We start from the raw sequence: 15,664 nt of genomic DNA, 5'->3' as shown, positions 1-15,664 counted from the left end.
CTAAACTGAAGCACAGAGGTCTTCTTGCTCACAATAGATAATTTTAAGGGAAAAGCGATCGCCATTCACATTTACTGGATTTAGAAGCTAATTCACATTAAAAGTATATTAAATTACAAATATGTTACTGGTAATCATTTTGGCTTTACTGTTAATTGGCAATTGGTTTTTGACAGAAACTCTAATATTTACTCCCGTAGATTTAGCGATTCGTTTTACCTCTCTTGGTTGGTGGGTTTTAGCCTTATTATTAATCTCGTTTGCCGCTTGGTGTATTAGTGATGATTGAGCGATCGCGATTCTAATTTGCCAATGCCAACTGCTTCAAAGGTTCGAGTAAACTTAAAGGTAGATTTAACTGGTTCAATTGCCAGCGCTCGTTTTCGGGATGATCTAGATCGTAACCATGATAATCTGTTCCCCCAGTCATCAATAAATTATGCTCTTGACACAATTGCTGGAGACGATGCACCTTATTATTACCATGATGCGGATGATACACTTCGAGTCCCATTAATCCTGCTGCTAATAACTCTGGCAGCACATCTTCAACCTTGCCACCACGGAATAAATAAGGATGCGCCCAAACAGGAATTCCCCCACAATCACGAATTAAACCAATGCCTTCTTGAATGGAAAACTTTTCATAATGGACATAAGCTGGTCGATCTTCGCCTAAAAATCGCTCAAAAGCTTCTTGACTAGAACTAACATAGCCTGCCTTAATCATGGCGCTAGCAATATGCGGACGACCTAGGGCTAGATTACCGTCTAACTGCTCTAATTCTAGGGGATAACCCATCTGAGCTAAATTAGCTACCATCTGTTTGGCGCGACGCTTTCTCCCTGCTAAACGTTCTGCTAGAGGCGCTTCTAGTAACGCTCTTTGCGGATAGTAACCGAGAATATGTAGCGATCGCCCTTTGTGAACCGTACTTAATTCCACTCCTGGTACAATTTCCAGCTGGTATTGTTTCGCCGTAGCGATCGCCTCATCCCAACCATGTAATGTATCATGATCGGTAATCGCCAGCGCTTTGACCCCTGCCTGAGCAGCTCTATCTACTAGCTGTTGGGGAGTTAAAATACCGTCAGAATAAGTAGTATGGGTATGTAGTTCGATCATTTTTGGGGGTGCAGTGAGGAGAGCTTAATTACACTTGGCTGCTCACTCTATATATTCTACATATATCGATTTGATTTTTTGATTGATTGAGTCTTTTGCTAGTGGATAATATAAAGAATCTTCAGTAATTAAAAGAGCAGCTTCAATTGCTTGTTGAAAGTCCCCCTTGTCTGCGCGTTGCTCGGCAATTAAATATATTTGCTTATTCCATTGACTAATTAGATTCCGCGCTTCAAGATATCCTGTTGCTCCTGGAACTATCTGCCGTGCAATTGCAATTGCCTGATTGTAAGATGATGCCTGATCGGGATTAATTAAGATTTTTGCTTTGGCTTTTGCTAGATAATTGTGATTGAGATCCTGTGTCTGCGCTATTAACTGCCAGTTTTTCACTGATGCGCTTGCTTCTTGAGCAATTAATTGAGTCGAGGAATAATTTTGGGGAATTAACTTAGCAGCTGCGATCGCCCCCGCTAAATCTCCATCGTTCGCTCTTCCTTTAGCAATATCTAGAATTGTTTCACTCCAACGAATAATGTCTGCTCGCGCTTGGGGATCAAAGGAAGGCTCTAGTTCAATTTTTCTGGCATGTTCAATTGCACGATTAAATGGCGAAGCTTGGCTATCGCTTAAAAAAACAGTACTACTTGGAGGTAGAGTTGCTGCTGCTTGTGAATCTAAATCGAGATAAATTTTGGCTTTCTCTAAAAGGTTGCTCGCTTGAGAAGATGACTGAAATAGAATTAGCGAGACGAGGATGAAAATTTTAGTGCTGGTTAATAATAGCCAGTGCCACCAAAATCTTTGATTTGTTCTCAAACTACACTGAGATTCAAGCGGTATGACAGGAGCTTGGCTAACAATCTGCTGGCGATCGACATTGAGTGGATAAGACTGTAAATCGGCAAAGTTAGGTAGCTTGATGTTCCGTTGCAAAGCTTGAATAGGGCAAGAATCAAAGGATTGCTGTTTAATTTCAAAAGATTTGATTTTTGCGCCAATTGGTAAGAGAGCTAATTGTTCAGTTTTTTTGCGACATAGTAAATCAGCTAAGGGAAGAACTGGTTGTCGATCGCTACTAGAAATTGCTCCATAGTTTAGCATAGGAAATTATTACTTTATTTTGGCATCCTTGATAGCTCAAGAAAATTGCTTTGTCAATCTATTAGAGTAGTTTTTAGGCTTGATAGACTACGCTGTTGATTAACTAGCTTTTAGCTTTTACACCTAGTCTTTAACTCGTAGCTATGGCTAATTCCTCACTCAGCTCAAAATTAGCGGTAACCTTTTGAACATCATCCAATGATTCGAGAGTTTCAATCAGTTTAATCAGCGATCGCCCTTGTTCTGGCTCGCTTACTTCAATCGTATTGTTGGGTATCCAGCGTAATTCTATTTCGTCGCTCGAAAAATCATATTTTTGCAGAGTTTGGTTCAAATTTTCGAGGTTAGCAACTTCTGTTAGTACTTCGGCACTTTGTCGATCGTCGTACATTTCATAACTGTCTGCTCCACCTTCAATGGAAGCTTCCAGCAATTTTTCCTCATCTACGTCTGTGACAATTACAACCCCCTTCTGCTCAAACATCCAGCTAACACAGCCTGTCTCTCCTAAGTTTCCGCCATTTTTAGTAAATGCTGTACGCAGATAGGCAACGGTACGATTACGATTATCCGTCAACGCTTCAACCAAAATCGCTATGCCTCCTGCACCATAACCTTCATAGCGGATTTCTTCTAGGCTGGCTTCACCATCTTGATAAGTTCCTGCTCCTTTAGCGAGCGATCGCTCAATACTTTCATTGGCAACTCCTGCTGCTTTGGCTTGATTGATTGCTGTCCGCAGTTGAAAATTACCATCAGGATCGGCAACACCGTTGCGTGCTGCCACAATAATTGCCCTCGATAGTTGGGTAAAGGTTTTACCTTTTTTAGCATCGACTCTGGCTTTTTGCCGCTTGATATTTGCCCACTTACTATGTCCCGCCATTTTTGGTTTAAGCCTATCTCTCGTTAACCAACATAATTTAGGTAGTTTATTTTACAGGTGATTTAGCTTTAAGGTTTTTTGCGCTTTTGGGCATCAGGACAAGGAGGAGAAGCCAGTGAGCCATCGAGCCATCCTGTTGCTTGATTGAGGTGCTGTAATGCTAATTCAGGCTGTTCTTTTAATAGCAAGACGAGTGCTGAGGTTAGCTGTTGTTTGGCTTGAGCTGTTCGATTGCCTTTAAGACGATGCCAGTTTTGGTGAGCAATGACGCTCCGTTCAACTAGAGCCTGTGCTAGCTCTAAATCTGTTAGTTCAGCAGGAACTTTATTTTGCTTGCTGGAGATCGGCGTTACGTTAAACATAGGTTAATATCGTGTCGTTCTAAATTGCTTTATGCTTAATTTTAATAATTTTAGCGATGTCATCCCCTAAATCTGGCGATACTCAAGAAAATGAATTGGCACAGATCTTGATTGAAGTAGAGCAATCTCTGGTGCAGCTTCAGTTACGACACACTCAGGTTAAACAAGATTGGGAAAAGCGATCGCAAATTAAAGCGCGTCAGCAAGAGTTAAAACAGCAACAAGCTAAATCTCTGCCTCAACCTCTGAAAACTGAACTACGCAGTCTACAACAAGAATTGGATCGCCTGGAGCTAACCCTCGAAAGTGTTCTCTTACCCGATATTTTTTGGCAGGTAATACGTTTTGTCTTTTTGGGAATTGCGATCGGCTGGTTTTTACATATTTATGCCACCTAACCCATTATTTTTGATTTTTTCCTAATTTATCGCAATAAAACTTAAGATTTGTGCTGTTTCAGCTAGAAAATTCTGGCAATTTCAAAGTTCTATTTTAGAATGATAGAGGGCGGAGACAAAAGTTTCCGTTCACTCCTCACACCACACTCCGCTCGGAAATTTATCGGGCGGTTTTCTCTTAAGAATTTAGCTCTAGCATCATAACTTCTTATAGCTTCATTTTGAGTCAGTTGAGCCACATTTTGCTTTGTTTTCTTGGTGCTTATATTACGCTAGATCTTGTTTAGCGATCTCATCTAAATAATAATGCGATCGGGTAGCTCTTTGATTTTAACGTCTTCGGTAAAGCCATCATAAACTATTTCAATATAGTCGAACAGGTTAGAACCAAGGGTATTACCGTGCATGAAAGTCAATACAGTTTTACCGTCATTCATAATATTCATAAAATAGATGAAATATGCAATTTTGGCTAACAGTAGGTAAATAATAATTTCTTTTTTAAAGATTTTTAATTTATGCTCAATTATAAAGTAGTAGAATAATCCGCCAAAAGGGAAAAAGATAAAAGCAAATCTGTTGGAAAACAAGAAGATATTGCGTCCCATCAGCATAATTGCTAAAAAGATCGGATATAAAAATTTAAGTACTTTTTCTTGAGGACTTTTGACTACTTTATTATTTACTAAAAAGATAATAATCAGAAAAACGATAACTTGCTCGACAAAGGCAATGCCCAAATCCTCAGATTGAACTTGCTGTCTACCATAGCGGTAGGTTTTAATTAAGATAATTGAAGAATAGGGAGACGGTAAAAATTTAGCTATAAAAGAAGATAAATCGAAAACAATCGAAGTACTAAAAGCTGCGGTTATGCCAAATAAAACTATACAAAATACTGTTACTTTAGATTCTAAAAGTTTAACTTTATTGTATAACAGTAAAATTGGTAAATAGAGGATGTTTCCAATATGCGTTAATACACTTAATAAATATAATCCCCACATCCAGACTTTTTTATCAATAAAAATCAAAGCAATTAAAAAAATTATAGTGGCGATATATTGTCTGAGTAAAAATGCTTGATAACCAATAAAATTAGGTGTACTGACAATAAATAAAGCTAATAGTGCATAGTTTTTGGGAGAAAATGCTTTGACAATTACAAAAAAAGTTGCCAAATTAATAGCTAATGACCAAAAGAAGACAAAGGCATATCTAGAGCCTCCAGAAAACAAATAAATTGGATAGCTAAGTAGCCACATGACAAACTCAAATCCGCCTCCTCCAGAAACCTCAAAAGGAGTTTCTTTTCCTAGCATTTCATAGTTATCAACATAAACTGCTAAATCGGAAATTATATCGACAGAAGAGACAAAAACTGTAAGAGTAAGAACTACTACTAAAATAATTAGTAGATTAAGTCGACTCTTTTCTTTCTTATTTAAGTGGACGAAATAGAGCAGTGCAAAAACACCTAAAATCGGTGAAAAAAACCATAGGGCTAGACCGATAAATAAGAAGATTACTTTGTCATTTTTGCGACTGATAAAGCTATTGGCATCGCCATTGATTAAATTTCTTTGCATTTAATTTGTTCAATTTTCTCCGTAATCATGATTATCTGATAATTTTTTAGATTTATTAATTTTGAGATTAATTAAATATTACTAATCAACTTAGCCTTTTGGAATAAAGCTTTTAAAAGTAACTGATATTTGCGAGGCACTGCTTGTTTAATCAATAAAAATAAAAAATAGTTCAGGGGAATAAGTCGATCCCGTAGTCCTGCTACTAGTATTTTAATTGCCTGTGGTTTTTTTTCAGCATCTACGAGCATTTTTGGGGCGACTTCCTTCAAGATAAATCCTTTAATTGCTCGATCACAAATGTGGTCTTGATAAGTATTAATCCAGTTTAAAGAAAGTTGATAGTTGTTGATTTTTGAAGTGCGATCGCTTCGGGATTCATTATGCCAAATTGTCAAAACTTGAGGTACAAAAATGAATGTAGCTCCTTGTTGTTCTAACCTAATTACAAAGTCTAAATCTTGATGTTTGATCAGTCCAGGTTTAAACAAAGTTTTTACGGCTAACTCACGAGAAACTAAGAGAGTACTTGTCAGCATTTCTCCTCTGGATATCCATAAGTAGTCGGGAATCGTTTCTGACGTTTTTTTTCCTTGGGAGGGAAAAATTGATTGAGCATAAAATAAATTAGGATGTAATTGGAACTTGCTGTAACAGACAAGATTATATTGGGTTGCTACCTGCTTCACCGCATCTAGCTGGCTTTGTAGCTTGTGAGGCAACCATACATCATCAGAATCTAAAAAAGCGATAAACTCTCCTGTGGCATGTTTAATTCCTGTATTTCTAGATTCCGAGCCACCAAGGTTATGAGGGTGACGAAGATATCGGATACGAGAATCATTGATTTGCTGTATTACTCCCGCAATGTCCTCTTGCGAAGCATCATCTACAACGATTATTTCCAGGTTCGAGTATGACTGAGCTATGACTGAAGAAATCGCTCTGAAGATTAAATCACTGCGGTTATAAGTCGGGATAACAACGCTGATTAACTTTCCCTCATTTCCTGTCATTGAAAATTATGAATTAAATAAATAAATGTTCCGAAACAGTAACATATTTTTGAGTTAAGAACTCGATAATCAAATTATTGGCGGGTTTTTAAACTAGCTGTTGTAAAATTTCTTCAAGACGATTATTCAGAAGTTCAATATTGTATTCCTGCTCTACCTTTTGACGAGCAGCTAAACCGATTTCTGTCCTCAGTTTAATGTCATTAAGCAAAATTTCAATTCTGCTGACAATGCCCGAAATATCTCTTTCTAGCAACAAATATCCAGATTTTCCATCTTCAATCAGTTCGGGAATGCCACTATGATAGGTGCTAATTACAGGTAGTCCTTTGGCCATTGATTCCATCAGACAAACAGGAATTCCTTCACAATCGCCATGATGACTAGTAACACTTGGAGCTAAAACTAAAGCAGAATTTTCCATTATGCTAATAATTTCCTGTTGTTGTTTCCAGCCTAATAATTTAATCTGATTGCTTACATTCAACTGTTTAATTAAATTTTCTAGTTCTTGTTTTAAAACACCATCTCCAATAATCCGATATTGTAAATTAGGATAATGGGGAATTAACTGCGCCACTGCTCGAATACTATACTCTAGTCCTTTTTTTTCGACTAAGCGAGCAACACTAAGTAATGAAATTTGTTCTTGAGACGAAGGTTTGATATAATTAAATTTGCTACAGTTAATGCCCATATGATGCACTAAAGTCTTATTGGGATTGCAGCCAAGATCGATTAATTTTTTTTGCCAATGTTGACTAATTGGTAGAAGTAGATCGGCTTGCTCAAAAAGATAATTATAAGTATCTTCACCATGCATATCTAAATAACGAGAAATATCATAACCGTGAAAGAAAACGGCAATTTTTCCTTGAGTAATTCCTAAATCTCGTAATAGAGTTGCTTTTAATCCATTGCGTCCATAGTGACACAGAATAACATCATAGGGAGCCTTATCTAACCAGGGAATTATTAGATAAAGAGGCTTGAGAAAAGTAGCAGGTTTCCCATAATTAGTAGAATTATATCGGACAAAATTAATTGCTCGTAATAAAACCTTGGGTGCTATAAAAAAATGACGTAAAAATAAAAAAATAGCCGAAACAATTCGTCCTAAAGCATTAGTGGGAATAGGAGTATAATAAGTACGCTCTAAAAGATTATATTGCTGTATTTCAGCATGAGTTTTCTGCATATTTCCTGGATGATCGCCATAAATATCTACCTCATGACCGCGATCGATTAACCCCGTAATCTGATTTAAAATAAAGGTTTCTGATAAACTGGGAAATTGATCGACAAGAACAGCAATACGCATTTTAAACTATTTATTTTTATTTGATTTAAAGTAAAATTTATTTGACTAGGGCGTGTCATCAATTAGAAAAAAGCGATCGCTTTACTCTAAGTTTGGTTATTGTAAATTGGGGAATGCGATCGCGCTTTTGAAGGAGTAGTATGTAGTTGGGAATGTGGAAGTGAAAATAGTTCGTCTATCTTCAATTGCCGTAATTAAACAAATGTAAAACGAGCTATCAATTAATTTTTGATAGTTTAGATGTTCTTTTATCCGAATCGTACCTACTTTGTAATATTGTTTTCATAATCAAATATCTTATCTAGAAAATTTTGCATTTCAGTAATGAATATAAGCTTAGACTGACCAACACAAGAATGACTTTATATTTTCTGTTTTTTTGCAAATCGAATGTAAACTCTTTTGCGAATATCATAACCTTCATTGTCTAAAGGTTGGGTGGTTTCTATATGCTTGTAACCATGCCTTTTATGATTTTCTATGAAGAATTGAATGTGTTTATCTAGCTCTTCTGGTAAAGCATCCAGTGTTACCTCATCAATATTTTCATCTATGGCTTTCACAAAAGACTGTGGTTGACGATAATAAAGCTGAATTATTTCTGATTTAATTTGTTCTTCTGTATATCCTTTTTTTTGCAATTTTTTTGTAGTTTCCTTAATTCCCCATTCTCTACTTTGTTCTCGCATTTTTCTGGCAAATTTACCAGGATAAATATGTACTTCATAATGATTTGGATTCTTAGGACACCAAACACCCGACTCTTGAAATACTAGTTCTGATTTACATAGAGGACATATTACTACGTAGCCTTCTTTGTGTAGCCTTACTATCTCTTCATAGGGTGTTTTGCCTCTCTTGAAGCTAATTACTTTACTCACCGCCACCTCCGAATGGATTCTTGCCTTGCTGTAAATATGAATAATCTCTTTTCACGTCTTCCCAGATTCTACGTCTTTCTTCTAATGTCGGTCTAGTTTGTCTGTAAGGGTTTTTGCTATTACGATAAATTCTTTCTCTAACGGCTGCTCTATACTCTTCGTATTGAGTATTGTATGGTATTCTCTTCTTGTGACGATACTCAACATGAGTAGATTCGTGAACTATTGTGCCTACGACATCTTCTGTACTGTAATTGTTCTGTGCATAAACTTCCACGTTTTTTACATCTCGTTGAGTTCTAGCAACAGTTTCAGGTTCGGGTGGTCTATCATAATTAATTCTGACATCATAACCTTGATCGTTAATACGCTGATAGGCTTTGGTTGCTACAGAGTTATTTCTGATTTCATTGCCAACAGTTTCTACTGTGTATGGGCCTATATCATTGGTCGGAGCGTTGTATTTACGTATAGAATAATTGATCTCATCCATATTACCTGTAGTTGTTTTAGGCTTCTCAACACCACAAATCTCATCTGCCACTTTCTTAATCAAACTAGAGAAATGTATAAATAAGTTTTTACAGAGGGAAAGAAATTATCAGTTATATTAGGCTAGGCAATTTTATCCCAGTCAAGTTCAATCTCTGTTTGGGTGGGGTTAGTTTCTGAAAGAGTTTCAGCTAATTTTTTTTCCTTTTATATAGATGACACGCCCTAATCTTTTTACTGATGATCTAGTTGCCACTGTTTAAAAGCCTGCCGAACTAAATTGCTGGTTTGCCACGCACTTAATCGCTCTTGTTCAACTCCTGTAAACAATTGCTGGCGAACTTGTGGTAATGAACTAATCAAAGCATCAACTCGATTAATTAAGACATTTTCGTCTATGTTTTCAATATCAATCAGTGATACTTGCTGACCTAGTTTACAAAATAATTCTTCAGTTTTAAATTCATAAGCGATCGCAAATACGGGAACGCCAGCACCCAATGATAAAATCGCCATATGTAACCTTGTGGCAATGACTAAATCATATTCACTAATTATGTTAATTAGAGTTTCTGGATCATGAAACTCTCGATTTACTGTAACAAATTTGGCAATTTCCGCAGGTAATTGATTGACAATATTTAAGGCAAACTCTGAATCATCTTTCCAGTATTCTTTAATTCCTTGACAAGAAGAAATATAGGTAATGTTAACCTGATATTTTTCAACTAAATGCACCGTTAAAGCCACTAAAGCTTGAATATATTTAGCAATTCCCATAGCAGGATCGACAGTTTTAAAATAGCGCCAATCCCTAACCGAAATAGCAATTTTAGCAGGGAATAAATTATCTTGCTTGTTTTTAGCAGTTGACAAAGCCGTTAAGTTAGCTAGAGCAAAAGCTGCATCAGCCACAACCTCAATTTTATTCTGCTGGGCAACTAATTCTTGAAGGTGTTTTGCCGATTGGCGATCGCGTAATAAAATTAATGCTGAGTGAGCAAAAATATTTTTTAAAGTTTGACGATTTTTAGCCTGTTCAAAAGGGCCTAAAGATTGAGTAAAAAAAATTAATGGCTTGTTGAACATTAAAGATATTTGATAATCAAAAAATCTCGCTTCTAACCCATAGTTTTCAACTAAATAAGTTCCACCTGTACTAACAATTAAATCGGCAGTTTGATAATCAAGTAAGCTATCATATTCTACTTTTGTGGTGCATAAGCGACCTAAACTAAATTTTTGTTTGTATATACACAAAACCGCTACTTTTAATCGCCATTGGCTAATAAACTTAATAATTCTGCCGACAAATCTAATCTTGATTGAATCTATACTTTGCTCATAAATTAATCTGCGTAAATTGAGCTGGGGATAATATTTTTTGGCTGTTTCTGGTTGGCTATCATAAATGATAAATTCTGTATCGTTACCAAAAGCAGTCTGCAATATTTTGATAATGCTAATTAAGATAGCAGCATCCCCACCGTTTAAAATTACGGTATTAGAAATAATAATTTTCATTACTCAATTCAAACCTAAGTTTTAGTATATTTTGTACGGAATAACTTATTCTTTTAGCTGGAGATTTTTTATCCACTTATTTGGAAATAATACTTTTATTTTGCTCAATTATTTGACTAAATTTAAACTGTTTAATTAAACTTTTTTAGCGATAATTACATAATTTTTGGGATGACCATTAGAAGTAAATTTTACTTTAAGATCGAGGCGGTAAAAAATAGCTGACAACAGCAAAAATAAAACTTTGCATAAGATCAAAAAAGGAGATAATACCAAGCCAAACCAATTTTTGACTATGCTAGTGAGGGCGCTCGGTAGAGATCTATAAGCCACTTCCAATTGATAAGCAAGTGTGCCAAAATAACCTTCGAGCCACTCAATTTTTTCTACTTCAAATCCAGCCTCCTTAAATAAATAAGCATGACCAAATTGAGTATAGCGATAGAAATCATTCGGTTGTAAATGCTCTTCGTAAAAAAAGGGAGTGGTACAAATAATTTCTCCCCCAGTTTTTAAAACTCTACATAATTCTTTTAAAGCCTGTTTTGGTTCTGGCAAATGTTCTAAAACCTGATTACAGACTATATAATCAAATCTTTCATCTTGAACTGGAATAGCAACTAAATCGCATACATATTTACAAGAAGAATCAAATTTATCGGCAGTTTCATAGTTAAAATTAGCAAATAATTCTTGATAAGGTGCATTACCCGCTCCAGCATCTAAAACTAAGCTATTAGGTTTGAGTTTAGAGGCAAATTCTTGATTACAATTATATAGATAAACTCGTGAAGAATTTTTCAATAAATATTGCTCTATTTTAGTTTTAATTCTGCCGATAATTTGTTTCATTGATGATTAATTTACTCTATTTTTTTTTATATTCTACAACTATCTGTAATATGTCATGTAAACGTTTTCTACCCTGGGGAATTAAAAACCAGATTGAACTATAAAATAGAAGATAGAATAAACAGTCTAGAGATAGACTAGCAAAAGCATTTAGCTCTATTTCTCCCAGAAAAAGACGTTGTAAAATGAACACGCCAATTGCAGCACCAATTGAGCCAAAAGCTGGCAAAAAAATGATGGCGACGAAATCAGTTAATTTCAGCCAAGTTCCTCTGTAGCAGTAGATAATGGCGGGAACTACGATAATTATCCTCGATAACCCATAGGCAGCAGCTATTCCCAATGCTCCCCACCTGATCGCTACGGCGAAGATAATAACGTTGATTATAGAAGAAAAAATTCCCCAACGTAATTGGCGATCGTTTCTATTTAGAGATTGGTATACCCATCCCATCGCCAGATTAAAAGTGCCAATAAAAGCTGCGGGAATCAAAAATTGAAAAATAGGAATGACGTTAAGCCACTGCTTACCAAGTAACAAGAGGATAACCTTATCGGCTGAGACACATAAAAACATGACCAGGGGCATCCCCAAAAAAGTGATCGCCAAAAGCGCTCTGCTATAATATTTCTGATATCTGGCTGGATTGTTTTGCAACCGAGATAAAGCTGGTAAAGCGACTCGATCGACTGGCACGTTAATTTGATTGATGGGCAGCAGCACCAATTGATATGCTTTAGCGTATAGTCCTAATTGTTGCGCTCCCCAAACTCGACCAATCAAAAAATTGTCTAGATTGCGAGAAAAATAATTAATGATATTAAATCCAGTCAAGTCTCGCCCGAAACTCAGCATCGAGCCGATTTTAGCATCTCGACTGGGCCATCCTGGTCGCCAGCGACAAAAAAACCACACGCCGATCGCATTGGACACAACTGTCAATAGCTGTAAAATAACTAATGCCCAATATCCCGCACCATAATAAGCGGAGACAATCGACCCAATAATGCCACTAATCATGGCAATAATTTCAATTTTCGCCAAACTAGAGAATTCCATCTGTCGCTGTAGCAATGCCTGATGCTGTACAGTTAAACCACTAAAAACAAAGCTAATTGCCAAACACAGGGTAATTTCCCCTAACCGTGGCTCTTGATAGATTAATACCACTACTGGGGCGAGTAAAGCCACAACTAAAGCAACCAGACAGCCAACCGCGACATTAATCCAAAACAAAGTACTAACTTGCTGGTGATCAATTTTAGCCTGTTGAATCGTGGCTGCTGATAAACCCAAATCCTTAAAATATTCCACAAAGCCAATAATGACAGTTGCCATGCCAATCAGACCATAATCTTCGGGAACAAGTAAGCGAGCCAATACTGCGGTAGAACCCAGTTTGATCACAAATTTGCTGGCTTGAGCCACAATCGTTACTGCACCGCCACGAACTGATTGACGTTTTAAATTCCCTTCTAAATGATCTGTATCGAAGTAATCTCGGTCTTTACCTCGCGAATTGTTACTACTTTGGTGCGACACTAATCAGCCCTAATTAAATTGCTCAAATTTATCCATCCTAAATATTAGGTCAAGATACCATGAACTTTGTAATTCTTAGGTAAACGAGATTCTATTGGAAGTAGGAAGTAGGAAGTAGGAAATAGGAAGTAGAAAGTAGTATTTTAAAAATGATTACTTAGTGCAAGACTCGTGAATTAATCTCGATCATCGATCGCAAACCAGCTATATCTAGATAATTTCCCGCAAAATTTCCTTGAATAACTCGACAAGGTTGCTCAGGCTCACCCAAATCACTGACCACTAAGGCAGCTTGGCTAAAGTCTTGCTGCTCGGTATAGCTGTTGACGGTGACAACGGTAGTTAATCCTGCGGCGATCGCTGATTCTAGTCCATTGTCAGAATCTTCCAAAACAATTACCCTGTCTGGGTCTAATTCTAGACGTTTAATTACATAATGATAAATATCTGGAGCTGGTTTTTTAGCAGGGACAATATCTCCTGCGGCAATTACGGCAAACCAGTCTAGATCGAGGTATTTTTCTAACAGCTCAATTACATTGGGTAGAGAAGTGGTGGTGGCGATCGCTAAAGTAATTCCTGCTACTCTAGCTTCTTCAATTAGTCTTTTTGCTCCTGGACGCAGACCAATTGCTCCATCACGTAGTAACTCTAGATAGTACTTGGTTTTTAGCTGATGAAGATGAGCCACAAAATCATTTAGCTCGCCATCTGGCTTAAATTCTGGAAGATATTGCCGTAGAAAATATTTAAGCCGTTCTTTGCCACCAGAGACAGTAAGGAGTTCAGCATATAAATCTACTGACCAATGCCAATCTAATCCTGCTGCTTGAAACCCGCGATTAAAGGCGACTCGGTGTCCATCTCGCTCTGTATTGGCTAAAGTGCCATCAACATCAAAGATGAGACATTGTAATTGATTGCTCATATTGTAAAGTCGGTTTTTGCTGTTCGATTGCCTAATAAATGTTTACAAAAATTGTTCTGAGGATAATAGCGTTTTTTGCAGACACTCGGCAATTCTTTGGGCTGCTCCAGCCTCTCCCATACGACGCTGACCATTAATCATAATCTCCTTCAACAACTCCTCGTCGTCAATCACTTTAGCGATCGCCTTACCTACTTGACCAGGATTTTCGACCATTAAAATTCCACAGCCGAGTAAACGAGCTTGAGCTTCGGCAAAAGCGTAGGTAAACTGTGGCCCCTGTCCAGGAAAAATGACGACAGGCTTACCCAACCCGACAAACTGTTCCGTAGCTGTTCCTGCCATGGCGATCGCTATATCTGCTTGCTGAAAGAATTCTTGGTTATGCTCTTGAGTAAGAGTCAAAGTACGCTCCTTTTGCCCCAAAATAACGGTTTTTTCCTGTCTTGAGGTTACCTGCCATCCCTGAGTAATCGCACTAAGAGCAAAAGATTTTAAATCTAATGCAGGAGCGATCGCGGCATTGAAGTTCAATTGTACTTGAGACAGGGTTTTGTTTACTGACCAAACTCCCATTAAGATCTGCTGCCAATTTCTGATGGCTTCGGGCATTCTTGAGCCTGGTAAAAGTAAGATATCTAACTTACCTGCTTCTCTGGTTTTACTTTTAGTCGTTAAATCATCCATCATCGGATTACCCAAATCGTAAGCAGGAATTGCCTTCTGCTGCAAAATTTCGGTGGTTAAACTATCTCTGGGGAATACTCCTCGACAGCGATCGCGACTCATTAACCAGCGCTCCCAAGGTAGATACACCGAGTCAAACTTGCGCTCTAGCCAAGATGTTTGAGCTAACCAACCAAATTCATCTCGTAAATAGTATTCAGATTTGGCAGTACCGACAAAAGCATAGTCAGCCTTGCTTAACCAGGCATAGAGTAAAGGAACAAGATCTCCTACTGCGAGGATCTTGCCTCCAGTTTTTCTCCATTGACGTACGAGGCAGATTTGTTCTAAGGTTAATTGAATTAAACCTCCACGCAGATCTTGCCAAAGTGGATTACCTCCCTTATAGATAAAACCACCCGAAGGCATTTGCTGAACTCGCCCCGCCAGAGGAATATTGAGATTTTGGTAAGCGTACCCCTGTCCAACTATTGGTAGAGCCGTTATTTCTAGTTCTGCAATATTTTGTAGAAGTCGTTCTATAATACGGGTGGCGATTAGATCTTCTCCATGCCCATTGCTCAGAACTAGCAGTTTCATTCGATTTTGACCAGTTAATCTGGCTCTACTGTAGACAATTTACTTAATGATATTTTTAATTATTGCCGTTAATTTATCAATTACGCTGCTCAATATTTACATAGCGATTAGAATTTGGCAATTGCGCCTCATTATTACCCGCATTACCTCTATTTTGATTAATTATGAAAGCTACTTTAGTATCCTGTTGCCAGTCGCACCCCAGGTAATTTACCAAGGACAGGATAATATTGCTCAGATTCGTCAACAATATCAGTTATTACAGCTACAAACCGCCCAGATAAGACAGTTATTTTGGCTATTAAATCAAAGTTACCAAATTTGGCGTAGAATTTAGATTAAGCGATCGCCTATTGATCACCAGCGACTTTTTGTC

Annotated in this window: 17 protein-coding genes; 3 read left to right on the top strand and 14 right to left on the bottom strand. The window is 37.3% G+C overall.

Going from position 1 to position 15,664, the window contains the following annotated elements; genetic code table 11:
* The first annotated feature begins 121 nt into the window (after positions 1-121).
* Complete coding sequence (locus KME09_19480) at positions 122-289, top strand: hypothetical protein (protein ID MBW4536122.1); 168 nt, start codon at positions 122-124, stop codon at positions 287-289.
* Positions 290-301: 12 nt separating this feature from the next.
* Here the strand turns inward: KME09_19480 and KME09_19475 are convergent, their stop codons facing one another.
* The 4 genes from KME09_19475 to KME09_19460 form a co-directional block, all read right to left on the bottom strand.
* On the bottom strand, positions 302-1,126 hold the full coding sequence (locus KME09_19475; protein MBW4536121.1) for a PHP domain-containing protein: 825 nt from the start codon (positions 1,124-1,126) through the stop codon (positions 302-304).
* A gap of 42 nt (positions 1,127-1,168) precedes the next feature.
* The gene (locus tag KME09_19470) at positions 1,169-2,230 is read right to left on the bottom strand and encodes a hypothetical protein (protein MBW4536120.1); all 1,062 of its coding nucleotides are present in this window, start codon (positions 2,228-2,230) and stop codon (positions 1,169-1,171) included.
* Positions 2,231-2,360: 130 nt separating this feature from the next.
* On the bottom strand, positions 2,361-3,116 hold the full coding sequence (locus KME09_19465) for a YebC/PmpR family DNA-binding transcriptional regulator (GenBank protein ID MBW4536119.1): 756 nt from the start codon (positions 3,114-3,116) through the stop codon (positions 2,361-2,363).
* Positions 3,117-3,184: 68 nt separating this feature from the next.
* Complete coding sequence (locus KME09_19460; protein MBW4536118.1) at positions 3,185-3,478, bottom strand: hypothetical protein; 294 nt, start codon at positions 3,476-3,478, stop codon at positions 3,185-3,187.
* A gap of 56 nt (positions 3,479-3,534) precedes the next feature.
* Between KME09_19460 and KME09_19455 the strand changes: the two genes are divergently transcribed.
* Complete coding sequence (locus KME09_19455; GenBank protein ID MBW4536117.1) at positions 3,535-3,876, top strand: hypothetical protein; 342 nt, start codon at positions 3,535-3,537, stop codon at positions 3,874-3,876.
* A gap of 296 nt (positions 3,877-4,172) precedes the next feature.
* On the opposite strand, the gene KME09_19450 is transcribed toward KME09_19455, so the two are convergent.
* The 10 genes from KME09_19450 to KME09_19405 form a co-directional block, all read right to left on the bottom strand.
* Positions 4,173-5,465, bottom strand: a complete 1,293-nt coding sequence (locus KME09_19450; protein ID MBW4536116.1) for an EpsG family protein — start codon at positions 5,463-5,465, stop codon at positions 4,173-4,175.
* Positions 5,466-5,536: 71 nt separating this feature from the next.
* Positions 5,537-6,481, bottom strand: coding sequence for a glycosyltransferase (locus tag KME09_19445; protein ID MBW4536115.1), 945 nt, complete (start codon positions 6,479-6,481; stop codon positions 5,537-5,539).
* An 88-nt stretch (positions 6,482-6,569) separates the two neighbouring features.
* Entirely contained in the window at positions 6,570-7,802 is a 1,233-nt protein-coding gene (locus tag KME09_19440) for a glycosyltransferase (protein MBW4536114.1), read from the bottom strand.
* A 362-nt stretch (positions 7,803-8,164) separates the two neighbouring features.
* The gene (locus KME09_19435; protein ID MBW4536113.1) at positions 8,165-8,683 is read right to left on the bottom strand and encodes a hypothetical protein; all 519 of its coding nucleotides are present in this window, start codon (positions 8,681-8,683) and stop codon (positions 8,165-8,167) included.
* Positions 8,676-9,227 (bottom strand): hypothetical protein, encoded by a 552-nt coding sequence (locus KME09_19430; protein ID MBW4536112.1) that lies wholly within the window; start codon positions 9,225-9,227, stop codon positions 8,676-8,678. Before KME09_19430 ends, KME09_19435 begins: the two co-directional genes overlap by 8 nt.
* A gap of 182 nt (positions 9,228-9,409) precedes the next feature.
* Entirely contained in the window at positions 9,410-10,699 is a 1,290-nt protein-coding gene (locus KME09_19425; protein MBW4536111.1) for a polysaccharide pyruvyl transferase family protein, read from the bottom strand.
* A gap of 135 nt (positions 10,700-10,834) precedes the next feature.
* Positions 10,835-11,551, bottom strand: coding sequence for a class I SAM-dependent methyltransferase (locus KME09_19420; GenBank protein MBW4536110.1), 717 nt, complete (start codon positions 11,549-11,551; stop codon positions 10,835-10,837).
* A gap of 16 nt (positions 11,552-11,567) precedes the next feature.
* Complete coding sequence (locus KME09_19415; GenBank protein MBW4536109.1) at positions 11,568-13,094, bottom strand: lipopolysaccharide biosynthesis protein; 1,527 nt, start codon at positions 13,092-13,094, stop codon at positions 11,568-11,570.
* 157 nt (positions 13,095-13,251) lie between these two features.
* Complete coding sequence (locus tag KME09_19410) at positions 13,252-14,022, bottom strand: HAD-IA family hydrolase (GenBank protein MBW4536108.1); 771 nt, start codon at positions 14,020-14,022, stop codon at positions 13,252-13,254.
* A 42-nt stretch (positions 14,023-14,064) separates the two neighbouring features.
* Positions 14,065-15,288 carry a lipid-A-disaccharide synthase-related protein gene (locus KME09_19405; GenBank protein ID MBW4536107.1) on the bottom strand — a complete coding sequence of 408 codons (1,224 nt, stop codon included), beginning with the start codon at positions 15,286-15,288 and terminating at the stop codon, positions 14,065-14,067.
* A 46-nt stretch (positions 15,289-15,334) separates the two neighbouring features.
* Here KME09_19405 and KME09_19400 point away from each other — a divergent pair, with 46 nt between their 5' ends.
* Positions 15,335-15,625, top strand: coding sequence for a hypothetical protein (locus KME09_19400; GenBank protein ID MBW4536106.1), 291 nt, complete (start codon positions 15,335-15,337; stop codon positions 15,623-15,625).
* The last annotated feature ends 39 nt before the right edge of the window (positions 15,626-15,664 follow it).

Source organism: Pleurocapsa minor HA4230-MV1 (assembly GCA_019359095.1).
GTDB lineage: Bacteria > Cyanobacteriota > Cyanobacteriia > Cyanobacteriales > Xenococcaceae > Waterburya > Waterburya minor.
This window is presented reverse-complemented; position numbering and strand designations above follow the sequence as displayed.

What these genes read in the sequence shown, in the direction of transcription:
- KME09_19440 (MBW4536114.1), bottom strand. Translation starts at nt 7,802, where the DNA reads ATGCGTATTGCTGTTCTTGTCGATCAATTTCCCAGTTTATCAGAAACC.
- KME09_19425 (MBW4536111.1), bottom strand. Translation starts at nt 10,699, where the DNA reads ATGAAAATTATTATTTCTAATACCGTAATTTTAAACGGTGGGGATGCT.
- KME09_19460 (MBW4536118.1), bottom strand. Translation starts at nt 3,478, where the DNA reads ATGTTTAACGTAACGCCGATCTCCAGCAAGCAAAATAAAGTTCCTGCT.
- KME09_19475 (MBW4536121.1), bottom strand. Translation starts at nt 1,126, where the DNA reads ATGATCGAACTACATACCCATACTACTTATTCTGACGGTATTTTAACT.
- KME09_19445 (MBW4536115.1), bottom strand. Translation starts at nt 6,481, where the DNA reads ATGACAGGAAATGAGGGAAAGTTAATCAGCGTTGTTATCCCGACTTAT.
- KME09_19420 (MBW4536110.1), bottom strand. Translation starts at nt 11,551, where the DNA reads ATGAAACAAATTATCGGCAGAATTAAAACTAAAATAGAGCAATATTTA.
- KME09_19405 (MBW4536107.1), bottom strand. Translation starts at nt 15,288, where the DNA reads ATGAAACTGCTAGTTCTGAGCAATGGGCATGGAGAAGATCTAATCGCC.
- KME09_19450 (MBW4536116.1), bottom strand. Translation starts at nt 5,465, where the DNA reads ATGCAAAGAAATTTAATCAATGGCGATGCCAATAGCTTTATCAGTCGC.
- KME09_19455 (MBW4536117.1), top strand. Translation starts at nt 3,535, where the DNA reads ATGTCATCCCCTAAATCTGGCGATACTCAAGAAAATGAATTGGCACAG.
- KME09_19410 (MBW4536108.1), bottom strand. Translation starts at nt 14,022, where the DNA reads ATGAGCAATCAATTACAATGTCTCATCTTTGATGTTGATGGCACTTTA.
- KME09_19400 (MBW4536106.1), top strand. Translation starts at nt 15,335, where the DNA reads ATGATATTTTTAATTATTGCCGTTAATTTATCAATTACGCTGCTCAAT.
- KME09_19480 (MBW4536122.1), top strand. Translation starts at nt 122, where the DNA reads ATGTTACTGGTAATCATTTTGGCTTTACTGTTAATTGGCAATTGGTTT.
- KME09_19465 (MBW4536119.1), bottom strand. Translation starts at nt 3,116, where the DNA reads ATGGCGGGACATAGTAAGTGGGCAAATATCAAGCGGCAAAAAGCCAGA.
- KME09_19470 (MBW4536120.1), bottom strand. Translation starts at nt 2,230, where the DNA reads ATGCTAAACTATGGAGCAATTTCTAGTAGCGATCGACAACCAGTTCTT.